General features: G+C 57.6%; 23 protein-coding genes and 2 pseudogenes. 15 read left to right on the forward strand and 10 right to left on the reverse strand.

Annotated features, from left to right (window positions below; all coding sequences use genetic code 11):
* Window positions 1-40: 40 nt before the first annotated feature.
* From AC1DV9_RS12700 to AC1DV9_RS12710, 3 genes and pseudogenes are all read left to right on the forward strand, one after another.
* Window positions 41-1396: a chloride channel protein gene (locus AC1DV9_RS12700; protein ID WP_477948177.1), complete on the forward strand. Its 1356-nt coding sequence runs from the start codon at window positions 41-43 to the stop codon at window positions 1394-1396.
* 274 nt (window positions 1397-1670) lie between these two features.
* Window positions 1671-2057, forward strand: a pseudogene (locus AC1DV9_RS12705) (GFA family protein).
* 108 nt (window positions 2058-2165) lie between these two features.
* Window positions 2166-2765, forward strand: a complete 600-nt coding sequence (locus tag AC1DV9_RS12710; protein WP_477948179.1) for a hypothetical protein — start codon at window positions 2166-2168, stop codon at window positions 2763-2765.
* A 377-nt stretch (window positions 2766-3142) separates the two neighbouring features.
* Here the strand turns inward: AC1DV9_RS12710 and AC1DV9_RS12715 are convergent, their stop codons facing one another.
* Window positions 3143-3361: a hypothetical protein gene (locus AC1DV9_RS12715; protein WP_477948180.1), complete on the reverse strand. Its 219-nt coding sequence runs from the start codon at window positions 3359-3361 to the stop codon at window positions 3143-3145.
* 189 nt (window positions 3362-3550) lie between these two features.
* Between AC1DV9_RS12715 and AC1DV9_RS12720 the strand changes: the two genes are divergently transcribed.
* Together AC1DV9_RS12720 and AC1DV9_RS12725 are read left to right on the forward strand one after the other, a co-directional pair.
* Window positions 3551-3991 carry a MarR family winged helix-turn-helix transcriptional regulator gene (locus AC1DV9_RS12720; protein ID WP_477948182.1) on the forward strand — a complete coding sequence of 147 codons (441 nt, stop codon included), beginning with the start codon at window positions 3551-3553 and terminating at the stop codon, window positions 3989-3991.
* A gap of 88 nt (window positions 3992-4079) precedes the next feature.
* On the forward strand, window positions 4080-4496 hold the full coding sequence (locus tag AC1DV9_RS12725; RefSeq protein WP_477948184.1) for a hypothetical protein: 417 nt from the start codon (window positions 4080-4082) through the stop codon (window positions 4494-4496).
* 85 nt (window positions 4497-4581) lie between these two features.
* On the opposite strand, the gene AC1DV9_RS12730 is transcribed toward AC1DV9_RS12725, so the two are convergent.
* The 6 genes from AC1DV9_RS12730 to AC1DV9_RS12755 form a co-directional block, all read right to left on the reverse strand.
* A complete protein-coding gene (locus AC1DV9_RS12730) occupies window positions 4582-4884 on the reverse strand; it encodes a hypothetical protein (RefSeq protein ID WP_477948186.1) in 303 nt (100 codons plus the stop codon).
* Window positions 4885-4900: 16 nt separating this feature from the next.
* Window positions 4901-5296: a response regulator gene (locus AC1DV9_RS12735; protein ID WP_477948188.1), complete on the reverse strand. Its 396-nt coding sequence runs from the start codon at window positions 5294-5296 to the stop codon at window positions 4901-4903.
* Between the two features lie 717 nt (window positions 5297-6013).
* Window positions 6014-6502, reverse strand: coding sequence for an invasion associated locus B family protein (locus AC1DV9_RS12740; RefSeq protein WP_477948190.1), 489 nt, complete (start codon window positions 6500-6502; stop codon window positions 6014-6016).
* A 44-nt stretch (window positions 6503-6546) separates the two neighbouring features.
* On the reverse strand, window positions 6547-6807 hold the full coding sequence (locus tag AC1DV9_RS12745; RefSeq protein WP_477948192.1) for a hypothetical protein: 261 nt from the start codon (window positions 6805-6807) through the stop codon (window positions 6547-6549).
* Between the two features lie 62 nt (window positions 6808-6869).
* The gene (locus tag AC1DV9_RS12750; protein ID WP_477948598.1) at window positions 6870-7214 is read right to left on the reverse strand and encodes a hypothetical protein; all 345 of its coding nucleotides are present in this window, start codon (window positions 7212-7214) and stop codon (window positions 6870-6872) included.
* A gap of 31 nt (window positions 7215-7245) precedes the next feature.
* Window positions 7246-8232, reverse strand: coding sequence for an AraC family transcriptional regulator (locus AC1DV9_RS12755; protein WP_477948194.1), 987 nt, complete (start codon window positions 8230-8232; stop codon window positions 7246-7248).
* Window positions 8233-8404: 172 nt separating this feature from the next.
* Between AC1DV9_RS12755 and AC1DV9_RS12760 the strand changes: the two genes are divergently transcribed.
* The gene (locus AC1DV9_RS12760; RefSeq protein ID WP_477948196.1) at window positions 8405-9172 is read left to right on the forward strand and encodes an alpha/beta fold hydrolase; all 768 of its coding nucleotides are present in this window, start codon (window positions 8405-8407) and stop codon (window positions 9170-9172) included.
* Between the two features lie 189 nt (window positions 9173-9361).
* Here AC1DV9_RS12760 and AC1DV9_RS12765 read toward each other — a convergent pair whose 3' ends face one another.
* Window positions 9362-10069, reverse strand: a complete 708-nt coding sequence (locus tag AC1DV9_RS12765; RefSeq protein ID WP_477948570.1) for a GlxA family transcriptional regulator — start codon at window positions 10067-10069, stop codon at window positions 9362-9364.
* A gap of 114 nt (window positions 10070-10183) precedes the next feature.
* Between AC1DV9_RS12765 and AC1DV9_RS12770 the strand changes: the two genes are divergently transcribed.
* The 5 genes from AC1DV9_RS12770 (at window position 10184) to AC1DV9_RS12790 (ending at window position 13822) form a co-directional block, all read left to right on the forward strand.
* Window positions 10184-10603, forward strand: coding sequence for an MbcA/ParS/Xre antitoxin family protein (locus AC1DV9_RS12770; protein WP_442208156.1), 420 nt, complete (start codon window positions 10184-10186; stop codon window positions 10601-10603).
* Complete coding sequence (locus tag AC1DV9_RS12775) at window positions 10600-11310, forward strand: RES family NAD+ phosphorylase (protein WP_477948198.1); 711 nt, start codon at window positions 10600-10602, stop codon at window positions 11308-11310. The genes AC1DV9_RS12770 and AC1DV9_RS12775 overlap by 4 nt, the downstream gene beginning before the upstream one ends.
* A 322-nt stretch (window positions 11311-11632) precedes the next feature.
* Window positions 11633-12019: a helix-turn-helix domain-containing protein gene (locus tag AC1DV9_RS12780; RefSeq protein WP_477948571.1), complete on the forward strand. Its 387-nt coding sequence runs from the start codon at window positions 11633-11635 to the stop codon at window positions 12017-12019.
* A 325-nt stretch (window positions 12020-12344) separates the two neighbouring features.
* Window positions 12345-12575 carry a helix-turn-helix transcriptional regulator gene (locus tag AC1DV9_RS12785; protein WP_112517401.1) on the forward strand — a complete coding sequence of 77 codons (231 nt, stop codon included), beginning with the start codon at window positions 12345-12347 and terminating at the stop codon, window positions 12573-12575.
* Complete coding sequence (locus AC1DV9_RS12790; RefSeq protein ID WP_477948200.1) at window positions 12572-13822, forward strand: HipA domain-containing protein; 1251 nt, start codon at window positions 12572-12574, stop codon at window positions 13820-13822. The genes AC1DV9_RS12785 and AC1DV9_RS12790 overlap by 4 nt, the downstream gene beginning before the upstream one ends.
* Here the strand turns inward: AC1DV9_RS12790 and AC1DV9_RS12795 are convergent.
* Window positions 13819-14043 (reverse strand): annotated as a pseudogene (locus tag AC1DV9_RS12795) (hypothetical protein); the annotation flags it as partial. The gene AC1DV9_RS12790 and the pseudogene AC1DV9_RS12795 sit on opposite strands and share 4 nt — an antisense overlap.
* 88 nt (window positions 14044-14131) lie before the next feature.
* Window positions 14132-14413, reverse strand: a complete 282-nt coding sequence (locus AC1DV9_RS12800; RefSeq protein WP_477948202.1) for a hypothetical protein — start codon at window positions 14411-14413, stop codon at window positions 14132-14134.
* A 971-nt stretch (window positions 14414-15384) separates the two neighbouring features.
* On the opposite strand from AC1DV9_RS12800, the gene cyoA reads away from it, so the two are divergent.
* From cyoA to cyoD, 4 genes are read left to right on the forward strand one after another with little or no spacing between them, the layout of a single operon-like run.
* A complete protein-coding gene (gene cyoA / locus AC1DV9_RS12805; RefSeq protein WP_477948203.1) occupies window positions 15385-16215 on the forward strand; it encodes a ubiquinol oxidase subunit II in 831 nt (276 codons plus the stop codon).
* Window positions 16215-18170, forward strand: coding sequence for a cytochrome o ubiquinol oxidase subunit I (cyoB, locus tag AC1DV9_RS12810; protein ID WP_477948205.1), 1956 nt, complete (start codon window positions 16215-16217; stop codon window positions 18168-18170). Before cyoA ends, cyoB begins: the two co-directional genes overlap by 1 nt.
* Window positions 18167-18784: a cytochrome (ubi)quinol oxidase subunit III gene (locus tag AC1DV9_RS12815; RefSeq protein ID WP_477948207.1), complete on the forward strand. Its 618-nt coding sequence runs from the start codon at window positions 18167-18169 to the stop codon at window positions 18782-18784. Before cyoB ends, AC1DV9_RS12815 begins: the two co-directional genes overlap by 4 nt.
* Window positions 18784-19167 (forward strand): cytochrome o ubiquinol oxidase subunit IV, encoded by a 384-nt coding sequence (gene cyoD, locus AC1DV9_RS12820; RefSeq protein ID WP_112389356.1) that lies wholly within the window; start codon window positions 18784-18786, stop codon window positions 19165-19167. The genes AC1DV9_RS12815 and cyoD overlap by 1 nt, the downstream gene beginning before the upstream one ends.
* Window positions 19168-19296: the final 129 nt, after the last annotated feature.

Consider the following 19296-nt stretch of genomic DNA (forward strand, 5'->3'; position numbering starts at 1 on the left):
GCATTAGAAAGGTTTCCAACCGTCACGTACCGAGTCCGCCATGCCGAGCCGTTACCGCTATTCCAAGCTCCTTCGCCGCTCCCGCGTGATCTGGGGTTCGTTTTCGGTCTGGAAACCGCGACTGGTGTTCTGGTGCGGGGCGCTCGCCATCGGCGTGATCAGCGTCGGCTTTGCCAAACTTGCGGATTTGGCGCAAAACGCATTCGGATCCCTCACCTCTTCCAGTCAATGGACCTTCCTGATGCCACTGCTGCTGACGCCCGCTGGCTTCATCCTGTCGGCCTACCTGGCGGCGACGTTAATTCCGAATTCGGGTGGAAGCGGCATTCCGCAGGCGATCGCGGCGCGACATTTGCATGACGCAGAAGACAGGACGCGGCTCTTGTCGCTGAAGATCGTTTTCGGCAAGATCGTGCTGACGGTGCTCGGATTGTTCTCCGGCGCCTCGATCGGCCGCGAGGGGCCGACGGTGCAGGTCGGCGCGTCGATCATGCTCGCCGTCGCCCGCTTTGGCGGCATGGCGCAGGCGCGCGGGCTGATCCTCGCCGGTTCGGCGGCAGGCATTGCGGCCGCTTTCAACACACCGCTTGCCGGTATCGTGTTTGCCATCGAGGAGATGAGCCGAACATACGAGTCGCGTGCCAACGGCCTTGTGCTGACCGCGGTGATCCTCTCTGGCCTGGCCGCACTCGGGCTTTCGGGCAGCTACAATTATTTCGGCATGGCGTCGGCTGCGCCGACCGAACTTCGCGACTGGGGATTGGTGCTCGTCTGTGGCATCGGCGGCGGGGCGCTGGGTGCTGCCTTCAGCGGCTTTGCCCTACATTTCGGCCAGAAGATCCGCCGCTGGGCGCAGCCGCAACCGCTGAAGCGCATGCTTGTACTGGCCGGCACCTGCGGACTAGCGATCGCCGTAATCGGCATCCTCTCCGGTGGCACCACCTTCGGCACCGGCTACGAACAGGCCCGCGGCGCCGTAGAGGGCCATGCGCTGCCGACGCTGTTCTTCGTCGAGAAACTGGCCGCCAGCTTCCTGTCGATGCTTTCAGGGATTCCAGGCGGCATCTTCGCGCCGTCGCTTGCGGTCGGCGCCGGTTTCGGCAGAACGGTCGGCTCGGCTCTCGGCACCAGCATCGCGCTGGCGGCGATCCTCGGCATGGCAGGCTATTTCGCGGGCGTGGTGCAGGCGCCGATGACGGCCTTCGTCATCATTCTCGAAATGACAGGCGATCACCAGGCCGTCATCCCGATCATGGCGGTGTCGATGATCGGCTACGTGACCTCGCGCATCCTTTCTCGCGAACCGCTCTATCACGGCCTGTCACGGGTGTTCATCGCCGCCGCCATTCGGGCGCGACGCGCGGCGGAGAAGGAATTGGAAACAACTCGAACCTGACACACTCGGCCGACGACCATGCGCAACTATCTCACTGACCGGTATTCTACTCGCCGCGAACATGACGGCTCCTGGACGATCTTCGATCTGTTCACCGGGCTCGCTGCGGACTACCACGGACGCCCGACAACTCAGATGGACGAGGACGGATCAAAGTCCCTGTGCATCGTCATGAATGCACTGGACAAGCAACGGCGGCGACAAATCTCGAAATAGCTCTCGCAGCGGCTTTGGGAGCGACACAGGTCATATGGAGGAGCACACAATGGCGCCAGTGAGACGAAAAGCTCGTTGTTCCTGTGGCCAGCTTTCGATCACCACCGAGGGAGAGCCGGTCCAGATCTCCGCCTGACACTGCCGGGAATGCCAGCGACGCACGGGCAGCGCATTCGGAGTGGCGGTCTTCTTCGACAGGGAGAAGGTGGCGGTTTCCGGAGCCTCGAATAGTTACACAAGAGCTGGCGACAGCGGGAGATCGATCGAGTTCAGGTTCTGTCCAGCCTGCGGGTCAACGGTCTTCTGGATACCTGAGTTCCGAAAAGATCTCGTCTCAGTCGCATTGGGATGCTTTGACGAGCCGTCGTCCCTGGTTCCGACACAGAGCGTCTACGAGGAAAGTCGCTTGAGATGGGTGGGGTTCGACCTGCCCGGCGGAGACTGACATTCCAGCGAGTTCTTGCCTGACGACCGGCTCCGCTTGCCCAACCAGCGCGGACCGCTCGCGGTATTGTCATTTCCCTCACGTCAAGAAATGAATTAGTATCATATCATGATATTTTCAGCAGCAGCGATAGGCCTGAAGGTCATCGGTTTCATAAGACCTGCCTTCCGTCGTCGACCGGACGTCCCAAGGACGGACGCCCGTGAGCTCGTGGCTGCGAGCCTTCTGCTTGACGAGTGGTGCAGGCGTTCGACGGTCAACCGAAGCGATCCGAAGGCCTATGCCACTATTGCAAAAATCGTCGCGCTCCAAGTGGCCGGCAAAACCATCAAGGACGTGCGGTTAGAGATTCTCTCGGAAGCTGCGTCGGACGCCGAAGACATCGAAAAGGGGAAACAGATGCAAAGATTCGACCTGGTCGACAGCCGGACCGCCTCGGCCTATCCGGGGCACGTCATCGTCGTCGCGGGCGACAACGTCAGGACAACCGGCGACCTCGCAATTAGAGGCCAACCTCATCAAAGCGAGGCGGAACCCCTCGAAGCCGCAATCCATCACGCCCTGTTGGGTCAGGCAGAGGGACGCGTTGCCAGTTGCGGTGCAAGACGATCTTGGACTGTGGCCTCCAAGGCTGGGAGAGCTTGTGCCCTGGACCCCCTAGCGCCGCTTGCAGAAGGCAGCAATCAACACACACCGGCGTGCCGTTAAGCCGCAATAATGTTCTGCAAATCTACGTGACAAACATAAAGTTGACGTCGAATTTCGCGCGCACTATATCATGCCATGATACAGGGGTTCGCATGCGAAGAGAGACGAAGATCTTATTGGGCGTGGTGGCGGGAATCATGATCACCGTTGTGGTCTGCCTTGCGTTATGGATGTCCTCGGAACCACACCAGCCTCAGTGGGAACCTCCGATTTCGGCTAAAACGAATGAATGAAGCGCCGTGTGCGACAAAGCACCCCTTTAGTGGTGCATGGCGAAATCCCAGCGCTTTCGCTCGCGGCCATGTACTCCCTCTACCCGGTGCTCCCTTATGGAAGGCAATTGCTCTGGGTCTGAAATCGGGCTCGAAAGAACCGCTTCAGGGGAGCGTTCCGCGGCGGCGCTCGTCCAGCGCGTTTACGACGGCACAAAGGCTATCGGCAACGCCCTCTTCCAATCGGTCGAGGGACCGTCCGAGATAATCCGCTGGCCAGCCGGTGAAGACGTCGAACACCGTCCAGGTGCCATCCCCTTCGACCCGCACACCGAAACGATCGGTCTCAGATAGCTGAGTTCTCGGCCTTCGATTACCAAGCATGATGTAATTTTCTCGCGACGTCACGAAATTGGCACAGTCTTTTTGCCACCATCGGGAGAATATGGTCTGCGAGCGATCCGCCGACGCCGGTGCTATGCACCGTCTCCCGCATCGGCAGCACTCGCGAACCGTTCTCCTGGCGTGGTTCGTCATTTATATCATATCATGACATTTTGGAAGGACTAATGAATGCCTCGATCGGGACGCCGGACATCCGGCCTGGCTGACGAAGTCTACGATGGCCTCGCAGGCTTCCGGCTCGCCATGCGGCGGTTTTTGTCGTTCAGCGAGGCGGCGCTTGCCGAGGCTGGCGTGACGTCCCATCAATATCAGGCTCTGCTCGTCGTCCGGACGGCGCCCGGCCGGCAGATTAGGCTTCGTGATCTCGCAGGACAGATGCTGATGCACCACAACGGCGCGGTCCAGCTTGTGGACCGCATGTGTTCCGCGGGTCTTGCGGAGCGGATCCCCGCGGAAGACGACAAGCGAAGCGTGCTGATCGGCATGACGACGAAAGGCGAGAAGGTTCTTGAAGCTCTGGCGAGGATCCATGTCGACGGCATGCTCGAAAACGAACCACTCCTGGCAGAATCACTTGCGCGACTGCGTCAGGTGACCGAACTCGCCTGATTGGCGTCACCATTTTTTGATCACACCGTGATTGACCGCTGTTCTCAAATTTGTATCATGCTATGATATAAACCAGAGAAGAACAGCTATGCAAAATCGCGAAAGGGGCTGGTCTGGGTACCGGCCTTCCAAGACTCTTTGGGGTTGGTCGATCGTCGGCGCCTCGGCATTGACGATGGTGCTCGGCTTCACCTGGGGCGGTTGGACGACATCAGGCAGGGCGAACGTCATGACCGAGATCGCCGTCCGCAACGCGAAGGCAGATCTGGTCGCCAGCATCTGCGTCCATAACTTTGTCACCGCGACCGACGCGGAGCATAATCTCAAGGCCCTGCAGGCAAAGTCCTCGTGGCAGCGCGACGACTTCATCACCGAGGGCGGCTGGGCCAAGATCGCGGGGATCGACGGCACCGTCACGAATGCCGCCGATACCTGCGCCGACCAGCTCGTCAAGATGAAGGAACTGCCGCAATCGGGAGGAGATGTGGGAGTGACCGACAGCTAGGCTTCGACCAGGCGTGATGAGATACCTGGTTGGCGCGAGGCCCGTCCGAAATGATTTCGGGCGGGCCATTTTCTTTGGAAATCCCCTACCGCCCGGCGCCCATGGCCTCTTGCAAAGCCAGCAATATCTCCTTGGTCATGAGATGGGCTGCCATCAGAACTGCGGGAGACAACGGTCTTCCCTCGCGGGCGTCGCGGAAAATCTTGAGGAGACCGACGAGCTCGACCGGGTTCTCGATGAAACCATCCAGCGCCTCTTCGACGTCCCTTGGGAATCGAGATCCTGCATCGCAGACGACCTCGCCGTCCTCGTTCAGCACTCCCCGTTCGATCAGAATGGTTTCCAGCCGGCCCAACCAGAGACCGAGTTCTGCACGTCTGTCGATCATGGTATCGACCCCTCCTTCACGCGAAAACACGCATCCCTTCCGGCGGTGAGCCGGGCGATCCCTCGCGAATCGCCCTTAGATACTCGAGAACACTGCCGATTAGCTTTGGCTGGGCGGGCTTCGATATCAGACCGATGACTTTTGACAGATCGGTGACGATCATTTCCGGATTGGCCGTGACCATGACAACCGCGACGCCGAAGTCGTTCGCGAGATACTGCGCAATCCTCGGCCCGGTGGCGCCGTCGCGAAGGTTGACGTCGACCAGGGCAATGGTTGCGAACGGGGCGAGCCGCTGCGCGCTCTCGAAACTGTCGGCAATCCCCACGACCACGTAGCCGGAACTCGCCACGATATCTTGAACATCCGCCGCGATCAGTGCGTCATCCTCCACGATCAAAATCTTTTCCATAAACCATCGCCTCCCATATTCGTTCATCCCGCATTCAGGATTGACATTATGAGCGAACAGTTAAAGAATGTCATGACATGATACAAGGGAGTGAACCATTGACCAGGAGCGCCATACTTTCCGCCGTGTTCGCAAGCTACGTCGCGGTCATGTTCGCGGTCGCGTCGATCCCCGCCGAGGCCCCGTCCGAATTGTCTCAGGCCGCACCGATCCAGACGTTAAACTAAACGCCAGGACTTGCGGGGCACTGGACGGGACCGCGTTGACGGTTGATCATGTCCCTTGACGTCAGACTCTTCTTGGCGGGCGTCGCCCTGCTCGTCGCAGCAATCTGGGGCGGTGCGATCTACGTCCTCCTTCAGATCTAAACGCCATTTTCATCATCATATGATATATTCCACAGCACCTGGAACCGCAGGGGCGTCGGGTCCATTACTCCTTTAAAGGAGTTTTGATCATGCAGCGTTCCCAACAAGAACTGAGCCCTCTCCCATCGGTGAACGAAACCGAGGTCGAACCCAGCTACGATGTGAGCAGCCTGCGGCGACGCTACGGTATCGGCCGACATGAAGCGGAGCGCCTTCTGCAAAGGTTTGGAAATTCTAAGCACGAACTAGACCTCCTACTTTCGGGTAAGGGCCGAACCCCGTCGCACCGTCTTCGAGAACTCGCGACGCCCGATAACAAAGCCGCGTTCGGGATCGGTTGAGCCCTGCTTCACTTGCAGCGATCGACCCGCTCCAAAGCAGCCGTGACCCCTGACAGCGAATAGTCGTAGCTGGTACGCGTTCCTCTCGCCGAGGTCGCCTGCAAGGTCATCCGGCTCCCTGATCGAAGCGCGGTGATGAGTTCGGGTTCCTGCGCGGCGTCCGCGACCCAGGCCGTATTGTCCTTTACGAACATCTTGAACGTCTTCTCGCCAACTGAAACCCGCACTGGCGATCCGGCCCTGACCGCATAGCCAAGGATCGCCTCCGGCTCGTTGCCGCCGCCTTTTTCCGCTGGCGCGATCAGGAAGTAATTCTTTCCATGATCGACGTCAGAGGGTCTGGCTTCCTTGGGCACCGAGAGCGCGTAGCAGACGGGCTTTCCATCTCTTTTGAAGGAGTAGACGCCCCAGTCGCCGGTCTGGGAGACCATTCTGGCCGCAGCATGGGCGGTAAGAGGTATCGACATGGCGACGAGGAGGCCGGCAAGCTTCTTCATTGTTTTCCTTTCTGAAAGTCAGGTCAGGGTCGGCGACGGACCATTTAATTTGGGCTGCCCGCCCGTTTGCCGCGGATGAACCTGACCTCTTCGGTGGTGACGCTCCCGTTCACGACGACACCTTCCCAGATCCTGTTGCCAAGCTGGCAGGTGACCAGGATCCCGTCATTTCCGGTCGCAGCAGTGGTCGAAACCGAAACGAGGTTTTGCATGCGGTATCGCTGGAATTCCTTGGTGGAGAGGCCCAAGCGGTCCGCAAGGACCTCGTCGGTCGGCAGATGCCGGGTTTTGATTGCGTCTGACACGACGTCAAGCTCCAGATAACAACAATATCATGCCATGATATAAAACATTACGCATTGACGGTTCAACGGTCTTGAACAAGAAAATTGCGGACACGTACGATTATGACATCGGCCGCACGAACCAGTGAAGCTCCTAGCCAGCCCGCATCGTCCAGGATATCGGCCGTTGTCGTGCGCATGAGATGATCATCCTCGACAAGCAAGACTGTCAAACGGCCGGCCGATATCGGGAGGCCGTTCCTTCGCCTTCCTTGCAAGCTCGGGGATTTCAGCGTGCCGGGCATGACCACGTCGGTGAAGAGCAGATCGATCGGAATGCCACTATCGATGACCGTCAGCGCGCTCGCAGCGTCCACAGCCTTGAAGGTGCGATAGCCAAGATCTGTCAGCAGGGCAATGACGATCAACAGACCCTGACGATCAGGACGGCGCCAACAATCAGTCGGACGATCTGACATCGACGGGGGGAACTGCGAATTGAGCTTTGAACGCTCGGCTGAACGCGGCCTCGGATTCGTACCCCACCTGTCTTCCAACATCACTCACACGCGCATTGGCCTGACGTAGCATTCCATGAGCGAGGGTGAGCCGCCAGCGGCTTTGGTACGACAATGGCGCTTCCTTGACCAGAAACGAGAACCTTTCAGCAAAGGCCGACCGGGACATTCCCACCGAGGTTGCGAGATCAGCCACGCTCCAACGGCGGAACGGCTCGTCGTGAATGGCTTTGAGGGCGCGGCTGATGCGGGGATCTGCCAAAGCGCCCACCCATCCGGTGTCACCGGGATTTTTGGTCTGCGCCCAGGTTCGGATGACGCGTATGATCAGAACGTCGATGAGGCGGGAGATCATGACTGAGGAGCCCGGATGTACCGCCTGGGCTTCCATCATCATGAAATGCGCCAACCCCTCAAGCCATCCGCCTGTCTGACCGCCCGATTTCTCAATATGGATGACGGCCGGCAGCACCGAGACAACCCAGGGCACGGACGTGCTTTCGAAACGAAACACTCCGCCGATTGTCTTGGTGCGTTCGCCGTTTCCGCCATGGTGCAATTCCAGCCGCTCGGCTGTGAACTGGTCCTGCATCAGGTCATCGGCATTCGCTGCTATCGCCTCCCCGCCATCATCGAGAATATGCCCAACACCGCGCGGCAGCATGATCAAGTCACCGGCGACCGCCTCAACTGAGGGTTCCCCCGCAAGCCGAACGGTCAGGCTCCCTTCCAGGACCACGAAGAAATAAGGCGATCCGGGTTCAAAGCTCATTGCCCACGGCCGGTTCAGCTCGGCGGAAAATATCAACTCTCCCCTTAGCCTTACCAAGTCGAGCATCTGCGACAAAAGATCGACGCGCGAAGCGAGCATGGCGGGCAAGTTGGACGATGGAGCATGCTTTTCGGAGTTCCGGTCATGGCCCTTCATAGGATCTCTCCATAAGTTCATAAGGTCTTCAGAACAAAAATATGAAGACAATACAGGATACTGTCCATAGAGATTGGTTTTTCCATAGCTCCTTGGTGCAGGCGTCTAGTAAATTGCAGATAATCCGAAATAAAATCAATCCATATCAAGCGCTACCTAAAGGAGCCCACCAATGAAAACTCTTATCATGTCCGCCCTCATGCTCTCATCCACCGTCCTGGGCATCGCGCCGGCCTTTGCCCAGACCAATCCCGCGAAGGCCATCAAGAACATCGTGCTGGTCCATGGCGCATTCGTCGATGAGACGAGCTGGGACGGCGTCGCAGCCATCCTGACCGCCAAGGGCTACAAGGTTACAGCCGTCAAGAACCCGCTGACATCGCTAGCCGATGATGTCGCTGCCACAAATGCAGCCCTTGATGCACAGGATGGCCTGACTGTCCTCGTCGGACATTCTTGGGGCGGCGTCGTGATCGGTGAAGCGGGCAACAACCCCAAAGTAACATCGCTGGTCTATGTGTCCGCGTTTGCGCCGGACAAGGGTGAGACGATTTCCGCGCTCGCAGCGAGTGGCCCTGCCACGCCGGGCGTCAAGGCAATCCGGCCCGACGCGAAGGGCTATCTGACCATCGACCCTGCCGTGTTCCCAAGCGCGGTGGCCGGCGATCTGCCGAAGCAAATCGGCGAACACCTGGCGGCCCACCAGATGCCCATCAATCACACAGCGTTCGATGCCGCCGCCGAAGTGGCCGCCTGGCACGACAAACCGAGCTGGTACGTTCTGAGCGCTCAGGATCTCACTCTCGATCCCCATGCACAAGCGTTCTTCGCCGAGCGTATCAAAGCCAAGCTGACGACCGTCGACGGTAGCCACGCTTCCTTAGCATCGCACGCGGCAGAAGTCGCAGCCGTTATCGAGGCCGCGGCCGGCGCCAAGTAATGCCACCATTCCGACAACGCCGCCGATCTGATCGGCGGCGTTGTTAAAAACCAATTTGTACGTTCTAAATCGATGTCGGTGCCGTTCTCCGACACATAGGATCGGAGAAACATCTAAAAGTTGCAGGCCAATCGCACGCTGGCCACCCGCGAAAACGCTCCTGTCAGTCCTTGGGCCCAACGCCCAATCTTAGCAGGAATACGCGCCGCATCGTCTCGGGGGAGGCCAAACCCGCACCGCGAGCGACCGACGCGACTGATGTCCCGGTTTCCAGCAGACCCTGCGTCCTTTCGAGCCGTATCTCCACCGCCTCGCTCGGTGTGCGACCCTTCTTTGCCGATAGTGGCGAGCAAAAGAGCGGCGGCTCATTCCAGCCCTGTCCGCTAGTGTTTGGAGCGTGAGAGAACCCGCCAGATTGGCCGACACCCAGGCGTTGAGGTCCGAGAACCTGTCGTCGGCCGCCTGAAGCTTTAGCGGCGCACTGTATGGTGACTGACCTCCCGGCCGCTTGCCAACCACGACGAGTTCGCGTGCCACAGCAAGCGCGAGAGCGCGGCCATGATCTTCTTCAACCCCCAACAGGGCGAGATCGATGCCTGCCGTAACACCTGTGGAAGTCCATATCACCCCGTCGCGCAGAAAGATCGGGTCGCGTTCAAGGCCGACCTGCGGATACCGCCCGGCAAATTCATCGCAGCGGTGCCAGTGCGTGACAGCACGGCGACCATGCAGCACTCCGGGCTCGGCCAGCAGAAACGCGCCGCTGCAAACCGACGCCTTCCTCCGGACCCGGGACGCGCGGTTGCGGACCCGTTCAATCAGTGCCGGCCTGGTACAGGCGATATTCACCCCGCCGCGGCCGGCGACATTGGCCGTGTCCGGAACGATGCCGGACACCGGCGAGCCTTCGGCCAAGAGCCGGCACCGTATTGGAATGTTCGGTCAAAAATTTTCTACGCCATCTAGACAATTGGGTCTTTTAAGACTAGATGTGGACAAAAGGAAACGTCAATGCTGAATGTAATCAAAATTGGTGAGCCTGAACCGGAAGTCGGGTTTGAAGCCAACTACGCGCTCGACGAGATACGTGCGATGCAGCGAACGGTCATGAACATTTTCGACAGATGGGGTGTTTCCGACGTGGATGCAGCTACGATTTTAGGAGGAATTTCGCCGAAGACCTATAGGCGCTGGAAAGATGACGACTATGGCCGGGTAAATCGCGATCTGGCCGACAGGATGTCGAATATTCTGGGCATCCATAAGGCGCTTAGGATCATCTTTGCAGAGCCTCAAACAGGATATGCATGGGTGGACGCCAAAAATTCCGGCTTCGCGGGCCTGTCTGCGCTCGACGTGATGAAGCGTGGCAGTATGGAAGATATCATGCGCATTCGACGCTACCTTGATTCAGTGCGCGGTGGCTGGTGAACGTCTTCAAAAGCAGGGTAAATTGGCCGCAGACCCATCGCCTGGTTATGTCCCATTATCCGCCGATCGATCTCTATGACGATGTGGCCGATCCACGCGACTGGGAAGCACTGGCGCAGGCCCAAGCGAGAACTAATCCGAGAATCTACGAGCAGATCGGCGACCTGTCACTGGTTCCATCTGATCGGCGCATCTCGGGTGACGGAGCGTCTTGGGTCATGGCGGCGTTCACACACATATCTCCACATCGGAGCTCTCGCTTCAGCGATGGCTCCTATGGTGTCTACTACGCAGGAAATAGTCTCGAGACGGCACTACGCGAACATACCTTTCACATGGCACGGTTTTATGCAGCCAGCGCGATACAGCCCGGATGGGTCTCGCAGGTTCGACAACTGATCGGATCGATCGATGCTGACTTGGTCGATCTGCGCGGCGGTGAACACATCGACATACTTCGTCCTGACCTCGATACCTATTCCGCTGCGCAGTCGTTTGCAAAAACCGTAAGGCATGATGGCGCAAACGGCATTGTATACCCCAGCCAACGACACACAGCGGGGCAATGCATTGGTGCCTTCTATCCGGATGTCGTTACCGCGCCACGCCAGGGAGATCACTTTCGGTATCATTGGAACGGGCAGGACGTCGATTTCGTGCAAAAGATCACAGGTCAGCGAACGGTGTTTGACCTGACCTTGCAATGAACGAGGTCAAAAAACGTGCGTTTGCCAACTATGCGATCGACGCTAAACTATCTCTACATGGTCGGGAGCGCTGACTAGAGACGGTCTAGTACTCAGCATTTGCTATCATGGCGACCAAGTACGCAAAGACGACTAATGCCAGCCTCCCCACCCAGGTACGGGGCCGACTGAGCCGCCCATCATTTGAGCTTCCGCCGCCCGGTCGCGACAATGCCGAGGAAGTTCCGAAGGCACCCGCCAAAATCTCACCCGTTCGACATGAAGAACTCATATCAGTGACCGATCCGGCCTCCATTACATCGATCTTCATGTCGGCAAACGGATCGGACTGCTGCGAATCCACCCCGGGCTGTCACAAGTCGAGTTGGCGAAACAGGTCGGCGTGAGTTACCAGCAACTCCAGAAATACGAGAGCGGCAGAAATCGCGTCAGTGCCCGCATGATGCACGAGGTCGGCGTTGCGCTCAGCGTGCCGGTGGGTAAGTTCTTCGAAGGGCTGCCCTCCCAAGATAATGCCGCTCACCATCTTGTGGCAGAGCTGGATGCTCGATTGCTCAAAGCTCTCGATGTCGAGCGGTTCTTGAAGAACGCCCTATGGGCGTATCTTGACAGCAGTCAGAGACCGAATGAACGGATTGAGCAAACTAGAATGCGTCGAGCCATCAGTGTTTGGGGAAAAGATCCTGTGGATCGGCCCGGAGCGGTTTAGGATTTTCGATGTCCGCTCCGGACGCTGCAACGGGAGCAGAGGTATCTGAAGCGCTCGTGAAGTTTTTACAGGGGCAGACACCGAAGTCAATTTTGGCTTGGGCACACGTACCCGAGTAAATTCGACTCTCCAAACATTGTTTAATCCAATCTTTTTGACCACCGAGAAACGGAATGACCTTGCCTAGGAGACATCTATAAACGAATTTCCCGATCGGGAAATTTCATGGACGAAAGACATCAGTAGCCGTCAATTTTCCCGATCGGGAAATTCTTCTCGACAACACGCCTGATATCTTGCTATTTTCCCGATCGGGAAAATGAAGATGGCAAAACAAGTCAGAAATACATCGGATATCGGCGCCCTGATACGCAGCGCACGCAAGGAGCAAAACTTGCGGCAGGATGAGCTTGCCGGAGTTGCTGGCGTCGGTCTTCGCTTCATTGTCGATCTCGAAGCCGGCAAGCCAACGGCCCAGATTGGGAAGGTCTTGCAGGTTTTGCAAACGCTCGGCTGCTCCGTCGATATTCTGTCCCCTGGCGAGCGTAGGCAATGACGGCAAAAACTCTCAACGTTTGGTGGGATGGCAGCTTTGTCGGTCAGTTCACGCAAGGCACGGCGACATTAGTTTCACCTATTCTCAACCTTGGCTTGATGACGAGAAAGCGCTTCCGCTCACTCCCGAAGCGGCCAGAGCAATTCTCCCGCCGAGAATGCCGCCCGTTCTTCGGCGGCCTTTTGCCCGAGGAGAGCCAACGCCAAGTCGCCGCCCAGGCATTGGGTGTTTCACCTGCGAACGACTTTGCGCTTCTCGACCGCTTAGGTGGTGACGTTGCAGGCGCTCTTCAGCTCCTGCCTGAAAATCAAAAGCCAATTGAGATAGCGCCGCTTGCAAAGCGACTGCCGACTCCCCTTGATGATGCAGGAATCGTTCGAGTTTTGGACGCACTTCCGATGCGACCTCTCCTGGCCGGCGAAGAAGGCTTGAGCCTGTCTTTGGCCGGTGCGCAATCCAAGGTGCCGATTGTTCTGATCGGCGAGCAGATAGCACTTCCGCTTCCCGGCCAGGCGACCACGCATATCCTGAAACCGCCTATCGCACGCTTCGTGGGAACAACCGAAAACGAAGCATTTGTGATGAGGCTCGCCGCCACCATCGGCCTCGATGTAGCCCCAGTGGAGCCAAGGTCTGTTGAGGGGCGTTCGTTTCTCTTGGTTGAAAGATATGACCGCGCGCGCGATGGACGCGGCGTGGTGCATCGCATCCACCAGGAAGACTTCTGCCAAGCGCTCGGCGTGCCACCCGAAACGAAATATGCGAGCGAAGGCGGCCCCACTTTCAAGGACTGCTTCGAGCTATTGCGACGAGTGTCGCCGCGCCCTGCAACTGATGTGCTTAAGCTACTGGACGCCGCGATCTTCAACCTGGTTGTCGGAAACGCCGACGCCCACGGCAAGAATTTCTCGATCCTCTACGACGATCAGGGACCAAGAATGGCCTCGTTGTACGATCTGCTTTCTACGATCGCCTATCCAGACCTTTCACCGAAAATGGCCATGAGGATCGGGAAACGTGCCACGCTTGCCGAGATGGACGCTGTTGGATGGCAGACTTTTGCGAAGGAAGCTGGAGTTGGCTTACCTTTGGTGCGCCGCAGAATTACAGACTTGGTCGACTCCACCGCTGAAGCCGTAGCGAGAGTAGTGGAAGACATCTCAGACCTCTGCATCGATTCCGCTAGGATAAATCACTTTGCGGATCTGATCGCAGGCCGCGCCAAACTCGTCAGGGTGTCGATTTAGCCGCTGTCTTCCACGTCGGGATCGGGCACAAGAATAGGCGAAGGCTTTCCGGACGACAGATCGGGATGCCGCGGCTCGTCTTCGGGTGCGCTTTCATCGCGGACGCGGTCGATTTGGCGAAGCACACGCGCGGCGGAGTCGCGAGAGCCGCCGTCCGCCGTCATAGCTAAGAGCTTCCGCCGAAGTTCCGTCGCTGCAACGGGAAGCACGTCGAACGCACCGCGCCAGCAAGCGGCGGCTGCGGGTGTGACCGGACGAACTCAACAACGAGTTCACGAACCTCTGGCAGAAAGCTGCTGTGGAAAGGCCTCAGCTTTCGCCGCGTCTTTTGACCAGCGCGGCCTTAGCCTTGGCTATCGCCGATGCAATCCCAATTGAACGCCAGTCGGCCTGTGCTTGGTCCCTCTCCCGGATATGATCTAGGTACGCAGCACGAGCTTCCTTCATCGTGATGTGCCCATCTGCCCAATTCTCCAGAAGCTCAGCGAACCGAAGATCAGCATCGACTTGGATCCCCAGCGACTGCGCCCTTGCAAGTGCTTCATTGATCGTGACCCGTCGTCGATTTGAGACATCTCCTTCGTCGGTCATGATGTCCGATCTTCGTTCGTCTTATCGATGAGGCCAGCTTCTCTAATCAACTCTTGCCGCTCAACACCTTGGATAATAACGCGTGCATGGTGCTCGCCGTCGGATTGGACGTCGAGGGCGATGCTGGGTTCCATTAAGATCTTCGCTAGCGCTTTACGGGAAGCGCGGACTTCGTCGTCAGCTTCAACGAGTATTGTCGCAGTCACGAGAAACGCGGGCAAGTTCACCTCTCAAAAATTGATTTCTACGATTATCAGATTCTCGACAACACATAGAGGGCGCCTGACGGCTTAACACTGCCTCGGTTCGGTTTAAAACGCGATTGTCAGATCTGGTGAGCTCTTTCCATGCTGATCAGGCGCATTTGCAAGTCTGGCCATTGGCGATCAAACGGCAAGGGTGACGCTGCTGTGGTCAACGGTCAGCTCAATGTGACCCTAAGCCTTTGGCCTCCCCCGGCCGCCGTTGAACCTACTTTCGCGGCGCCTCCGGCCAGCGCAAACAATCAGCACCGTGAAAGTTCAACGTCTCCTGCGCACCTGCTCAACGCTCAATGCAACGCATTGAGACATTTGATTGGGTTGGCTGAGATCACGATATGAAGCGTCCACTTGGACGCTGCCTACACGACGGGTCAATCAGTTCACCGTTGTTGTCGCACTTGCCGGCCGCTGTGGGTCACCTGGATGAACCTTGTAAGAGTACCAACCTGCCAGCGCAAAAGCGACGACAACAATTGCAGCAACGTAGGCGATCATAGTGCGGTAAGGTCTAGGTCGATCGTTCGCCAAATTAATCCTCCGGCAGCTACGCGGGCTAAAGTCGGCTGACCCGGCCCTGATGATGAGAACCCAGCGCTCGGCACAATGTTCCGTGAAGCCTCGGTATCCTGCAGCACCGACTTGAAAGTCGGCCTGATCAGTATACTTCGCCACTAAGGCCTAAGGTCATCGGGGCGTCAGGAAAAAATCGTGTTCACGAGCGGTATCATTAACCCCGAAGGACCCATCGCTTCAGCCGAGGCAAAGATACTGTTCAATGCCACAGCCATCATGTTGGCGGTCATTATTCCAGTCATAATTGGGACGATCGCTTTTGCTTGGTGGTTCCGCGAGAGCAACAAGAATGCCCGGTACCGGCCAGACTGGACATACTCTGGGCATATCGAACTTGTCGTCTGGTCCGTCCCCACATTGGTTGTTCTCTTCCTCGCGGGAATAACCTGGCTCGGCACCCACCAGTTGGACCCTTTCAAGCCGATCGCTTCCGACCAGAAAGTCTTGAACGTCCAAGCAATCTCGCTCGATTGGAAATGGCTGTTCGTGTATCCCGACGACGGCGTAGCAACCGTCAACCACCTCGTCATCCCAGTCGGTCGCCCCGTGCACTTTTCAATCACCTCGGCTTCGGTAATGAACAGCCTGCTGATCCCCCAGCTAGGGAGCCAGATCTACGGGATGGCCGGGATGGTGACGCAGCTAAACCTCCAGACCGACCACGCCGGAACGTTTCGCGGGCTGTCGGCCCAATTTAGCGGCCAAGGCTTCTCGGACATGGTGTTTGATCTTCAGTCACTTGCACCAGACCAATACAAGACCTGGTTAGATCAGTCCCGAGCAAGAAACGATATGCTGGACGAAGCTGCTTACTCTGACTTGATGAAGGACCGCACACCCAGGCTGGTACAAACCTTCGGGAAAATCGAGCAGGGTCTGTTCGACAAGGTTGTCAAGCAATCAGGCGGCACCGCCGACTTTCCCAATCAGGCAACCGCCACCCCAACCGCCATGGAGACGCGCTGATGCTCGGCAGGCTTGATTGGAATGCGATCCCGCTTGATCAGCCTATTCCGCTAATAGCCGCAGGCTTTGTCTTGCTGGCGGCCTTGTCCCTGTTCGCCACTATCACTGTGAAAGGGTGGTGGCCCTATATCTGGAACGAGTGGATCACCAGCGTCGATCACAAGAGGATCGGCGTCATGTACGTGACGCTAGCGTTCGTCATGCTTATGCGCGGATTTGTCGACGCCATTATGATGCGGACCCAGCTTGCAATGGCGGCCAATGGGGAGCCAGGGTACCTTCCACCCGAGCATTACAATCAGATCTTTTCCGCCCATGGGACGATCATGATCTTCTTCGTGGGAATGACGTTCATGGTCGGCTTGATGAACTTTGCGGTTCCGCTGCAACTGGGCGTCAGGGATGTCGCCTTCCCGGTCCTCAACTCGGTCAGCTTTTGGCTAACGGCGGCAGGCGTGCTGCTGATCAATCTGTCGCTGGTCATCGGCGAGTTCGCCAAGACCGGATGGCTAGCCTATCCTCCATTATCTGAACTGACCTACTCGCCAGGCGTAGGCGTCGACTATTACCTTTGGGCCTTGCAGATTTCTGGACTAGGGACGCTGCTGTCTGGGATTAACCTGACGGCGACGATCCTGAAGCTACGGGCTCCAGGCATGGGCTACATGCGCATGCCGATCTTCTGCTGGACGGCGCTGGCCTCTAATCTGCTTATCATCGCGGCGTTCCCAATCTTGACCGCAACTTTCGGGATGCTCCTGCTGGATCGATACCTCGGCTTCCACTTCTTCACGAATGACCTTGGCGGGAACGCCATGATGTACATCAACCTCATTTGGGCGTGGGGACATCCCGAAGTCTACATTCTCATTCTACCGGCCTTCGGGGTTTTCTCGGAGGTAATCGCGACGTTTTCGCGCAAGTCCCTTTTCGGGTACCGTTCGATGGTGGCCGCAACGATGGCAATCTGCGTTTTGTCGTTTCTGGTTTGGCTGCACCATTTCTTCACGATGGGAGCCGGTGCCGACGTCAATGCCTTCTTTGGCATCATGACGATGATCATCGCGATACCGACCGGCGTAAAGATCTTCAACTGGCTGTTCACGATGTACGGCGGGCGCATCCATTTCGCCCTCCCGCTTTATTGGGCGCTGGGGTTCATGGTGACCTTCGTGATTGGCGGCATGAGCGGCGTACTATTGGCGATCCCGCCCGTGGATTTTAACCTGCATAACAGCCTGTTCTTGGTTGCGCACTTTCATAACGTCATCATCGGCGGCGTCCTGTTTGGAGCCTTCGCCGGATATAACTATTGGTTTCCCAAAGCATTCGGTTTCAAGCTCAACGAACGCCTTGGCAAGGCAGCGTTCTGGTGCTGGTTCGTCGGCTTCTATCTTGCCTTCATGCCGCTCTATCTGCTTGGCCTGATGGGCGCGACCCGGCGCATGCAACACTACGACGATCCGACATGGCAGCCATTGATGATCATTGCTCTTTGTGGGGCAGCGCTTATCCTGCTCGGGATCGTCTTTATTGTGCTCCAGCTCGTCGTCAGCATCAGGAACCGTGATCAAAATCTCGACGAAACGGGCGATCCGTGGAATGGCCGCACGCTCGAGTGGTCGACAGTCTCCCCGCCCCCGGCCTGGAACTATGCTGTCCTTCCCAAGGTGACGAGCCTGGATGCCTTCTGGAAGACAAAGCAAGACGGCGATAGCCGCGACCGCAGTGAACCGGTGGAGGCCATCGACGTCCCGCAGAACACCATGATCGGAATCACGCTCGCCTTCTTTGCGGTCATCCTGGGGTTTGCAATGATCTGGCATATCTGGTGGATGGCAATCGTCGGCGGGCTCGGCTTTGTGGTGGCCTGCCTAGTCTATGCCTGGCGGACGTCCACGGAGACCAAGATTCCCGCTCATGACTTGATTGCCACCGGAGTGCTTCGAGGATGAGTGACGCCAGCGTAACCGGTGACGAAGCCACAATCCCGCTCTCTGAGCGTGGACCAGCTTCCAAGGAGATGGTCGTCCGGTTCGGGTTCTGGCTATTTCTCCTCAGCGATATCGTTGTCTTCGCTGGATTGTTCGCCGCCTATGCGGTCTTGTCGAAGTCGACGGCGGGCGGACCGACCGGGCCCGAACTGTTTAGCCGGACCCATACGTTTATCGAGACCACCTGTCTTTTGCTGTCGAGTTTTGCCTGCGGTTTGATGACCGTTGGGGTCGAGATCCGCCAGCGGATGCTGATCTACCTATCGGCACTCGCCACCTTTATCCTTGGCACTTGTTTCCTTGGTCTTGAGCTGAGCGAGTTTATCGATCTCGTTGCACGAGGAGCCGGGCCGACACACAGTGCGTTTCTATCCGCGTTTTTTGCCCTGGTAGCCACTCATGGACTGCATGTTACCGCAGGGCTGCTGTGGCTCATCGTCATGATGGCGCAGGTAGCAACCCTTGGGTTGCGAGACATGGTCTTAAGGCGCTTGTTCTGCTTCACGCTATTCTGGCACGCGCTGGACATCGTCTGGGTCGCTGTCTTCACCATTGTTTATCTGGGAGCGAGCTGATGGTTGACACAACTGGCCGCCGAGACAATGAGCAAGCGAAAGCTCCCGGCGAGCACGGCAAAGGGAAGGCCGCGATCAAAAATTACGTTGCGGGTCTGATCCTTGCCTTCCTTTTGACAGTAGCTTCCTTCTGGGCAGCGCAAACAGACCTTATATACGCCCCAGCCGTTCCGGTCTTGTTAGCCGCTTTGGCCATAGGACAGATGGGGGTCCACCTGGTGTTTTTCCTGCATATATCGAGCGGGCCAGAGGACACGAACAATGTTTTGGCGCTCGCGTTCGGGGTATTCGTGGTCGGATTGGTGGTTCTTGGCTCGATGATGATCATTCACAATCTCAACGTCAACATGATGCCGCCCGGGCATCTCATGGATATGGGATAGCGAAAGGCACCCGACTTGCGTTGCCATTTCTGAATACGATGAGGTCGACAAGTTGCAGTCAGTTGTGACGTCAAGCGCCACTTCATCTCACTCGATCTACTAAAATCTGCATGGCTTGGACTCTTCTCC

It is taken from the genome of Rhizobium sp. 01L410, assembly GCF_056400165.1.

What these genes read in the sequence shown, in the direction of transcription:
- AC1DV9_RS12700 (WP_477948177.1), top strand. Translation starts at nt 41, where the DNA reads ATGCCGAGCCGTTACCGCTATTCCAAGCTCCTTCGCCGCTCCCGCGTG.
- AC1DV9_RS12710 (WP_477948179.1), top strand. Translation starts at nt 2,166, where the DNA reads ATGATATTTTCAGCAGCAGCGATAGGCCTGAAGGTCATCGGTTTCATA.
- AC1DV9_RS12715 (WP_477948180.1), bottom strand. Translation starts at nt 3,361, where the DNA reads ATGCTTGGTAATCGAAGGCCGAGAACTCAGCTATCTGAGACCGATCGT.
- AC1DV9_RS12720 (WP_477948182.1), top strand. Translation starts at nt 3,551, where the DNA reads ATGCCTCGATCGGGACGCCGGACATCCGGCCTGGCTGACGAAGTCTAC.
- AC1DV9_RS12725 (WP_477948184.1), top strand. Translation starts at nt 4,080, where the DNA reads ATGCAAAATCGCGAAAGGGGCTGGTCTGGGTACCGGCCTTCCAAGACT.
- AC1DV9_RS12730 (WP_477948186.1), bottom strand. Translation starts at nt 4,884, where the DNA reads ATGATCGACAGACGTGCAGAACTCGGTCTCTGGTTGGGCCGGCTGGAA.
- AC1DV9_RS12735 (WP_477948188.1), bottom strand. Translation starts at nt 5,296, where the DNA reads ATGGAAAAGATTTTGATCGTGGAGGATGACGCACTGATCGCGGCGGAT.
- AC1DV9_RS12740 (WP_477948190.1), bottom strand. Translation starts at nt 6,502, where the DNA reads ATGAAGAAGCTTGCCGGCCTCCTCGTCGCCATGTCGATACCTCTTACC.
- AC1DV9_RS12755 (WP_477948194.1), bottom strand. Translation starts at nt 8,232, where the DNA reads ATGAAGGGCCATGACCGGAACTCCGAAAAGCATGCTCCATCGTCCAAC.
- AC1DV9_RS12760 (WP_477948196.1), top strand. Translation starts at nt 8,405, where the DNA reads ATGAAAACTCTTATCATGTCCGCCCTCATGCTCTCATCCACCGTCCTG.
- AC1DV9_RS12770 (WP_442208156.1), top strand. Translation starts at nt 10,184, where the DNA reads ATGCTGAATGTAATCAAAATTGGTGAGCCTGAACCGGAAGTCGGGTTT.
- AC1DV9_RS12785 (WP_112517401.1), top strand. Translation starts at nt 12,345, where the DNA reads ATGGCAAAACAAGTCAGAAATACATCGGATATCGGCGCCCTGATACGC.
- AC1DV9_RS12790 (WP_477948200.1), top strand. Translation starts at nt 12,572, where the DNA reads ATGACGGCAAAAACTCTCAACGTTTGGTGGGATGGCAGCTTTGTCGGT.
- AC1DV9_RS12800 (WP_477948202.1), bottom strand. Translation starts at nt 14,413, where the DNA reads ATGACCGACGAAGGAGATGTCTCAAATCGACGACGGGTCACGATCAAT.
- cyoB (WP_477948205.1), top strand. Translation starts at nt 16,215, where the DNA reads ATGCTCGGCAGGCTTGATTGGAATGCGATCCCGCTTGATCAGCCTATT.
- AC1DV9_RS12815 (WP_477948207.1), top strand. Translation starts at nt 18,167, where the DNA reads ATGAGTGACGCCAGCGTAACCGGTGACGAAGCCACAATCCCGCTCTCT.
- cyoD (WP_112389356.1), top strand. Translation starts at nt 18,784, where the DNA reads ATGGTTGACACAACTGGCCGCCGAGACAATGAGCAAGCGAAAGCTCCC.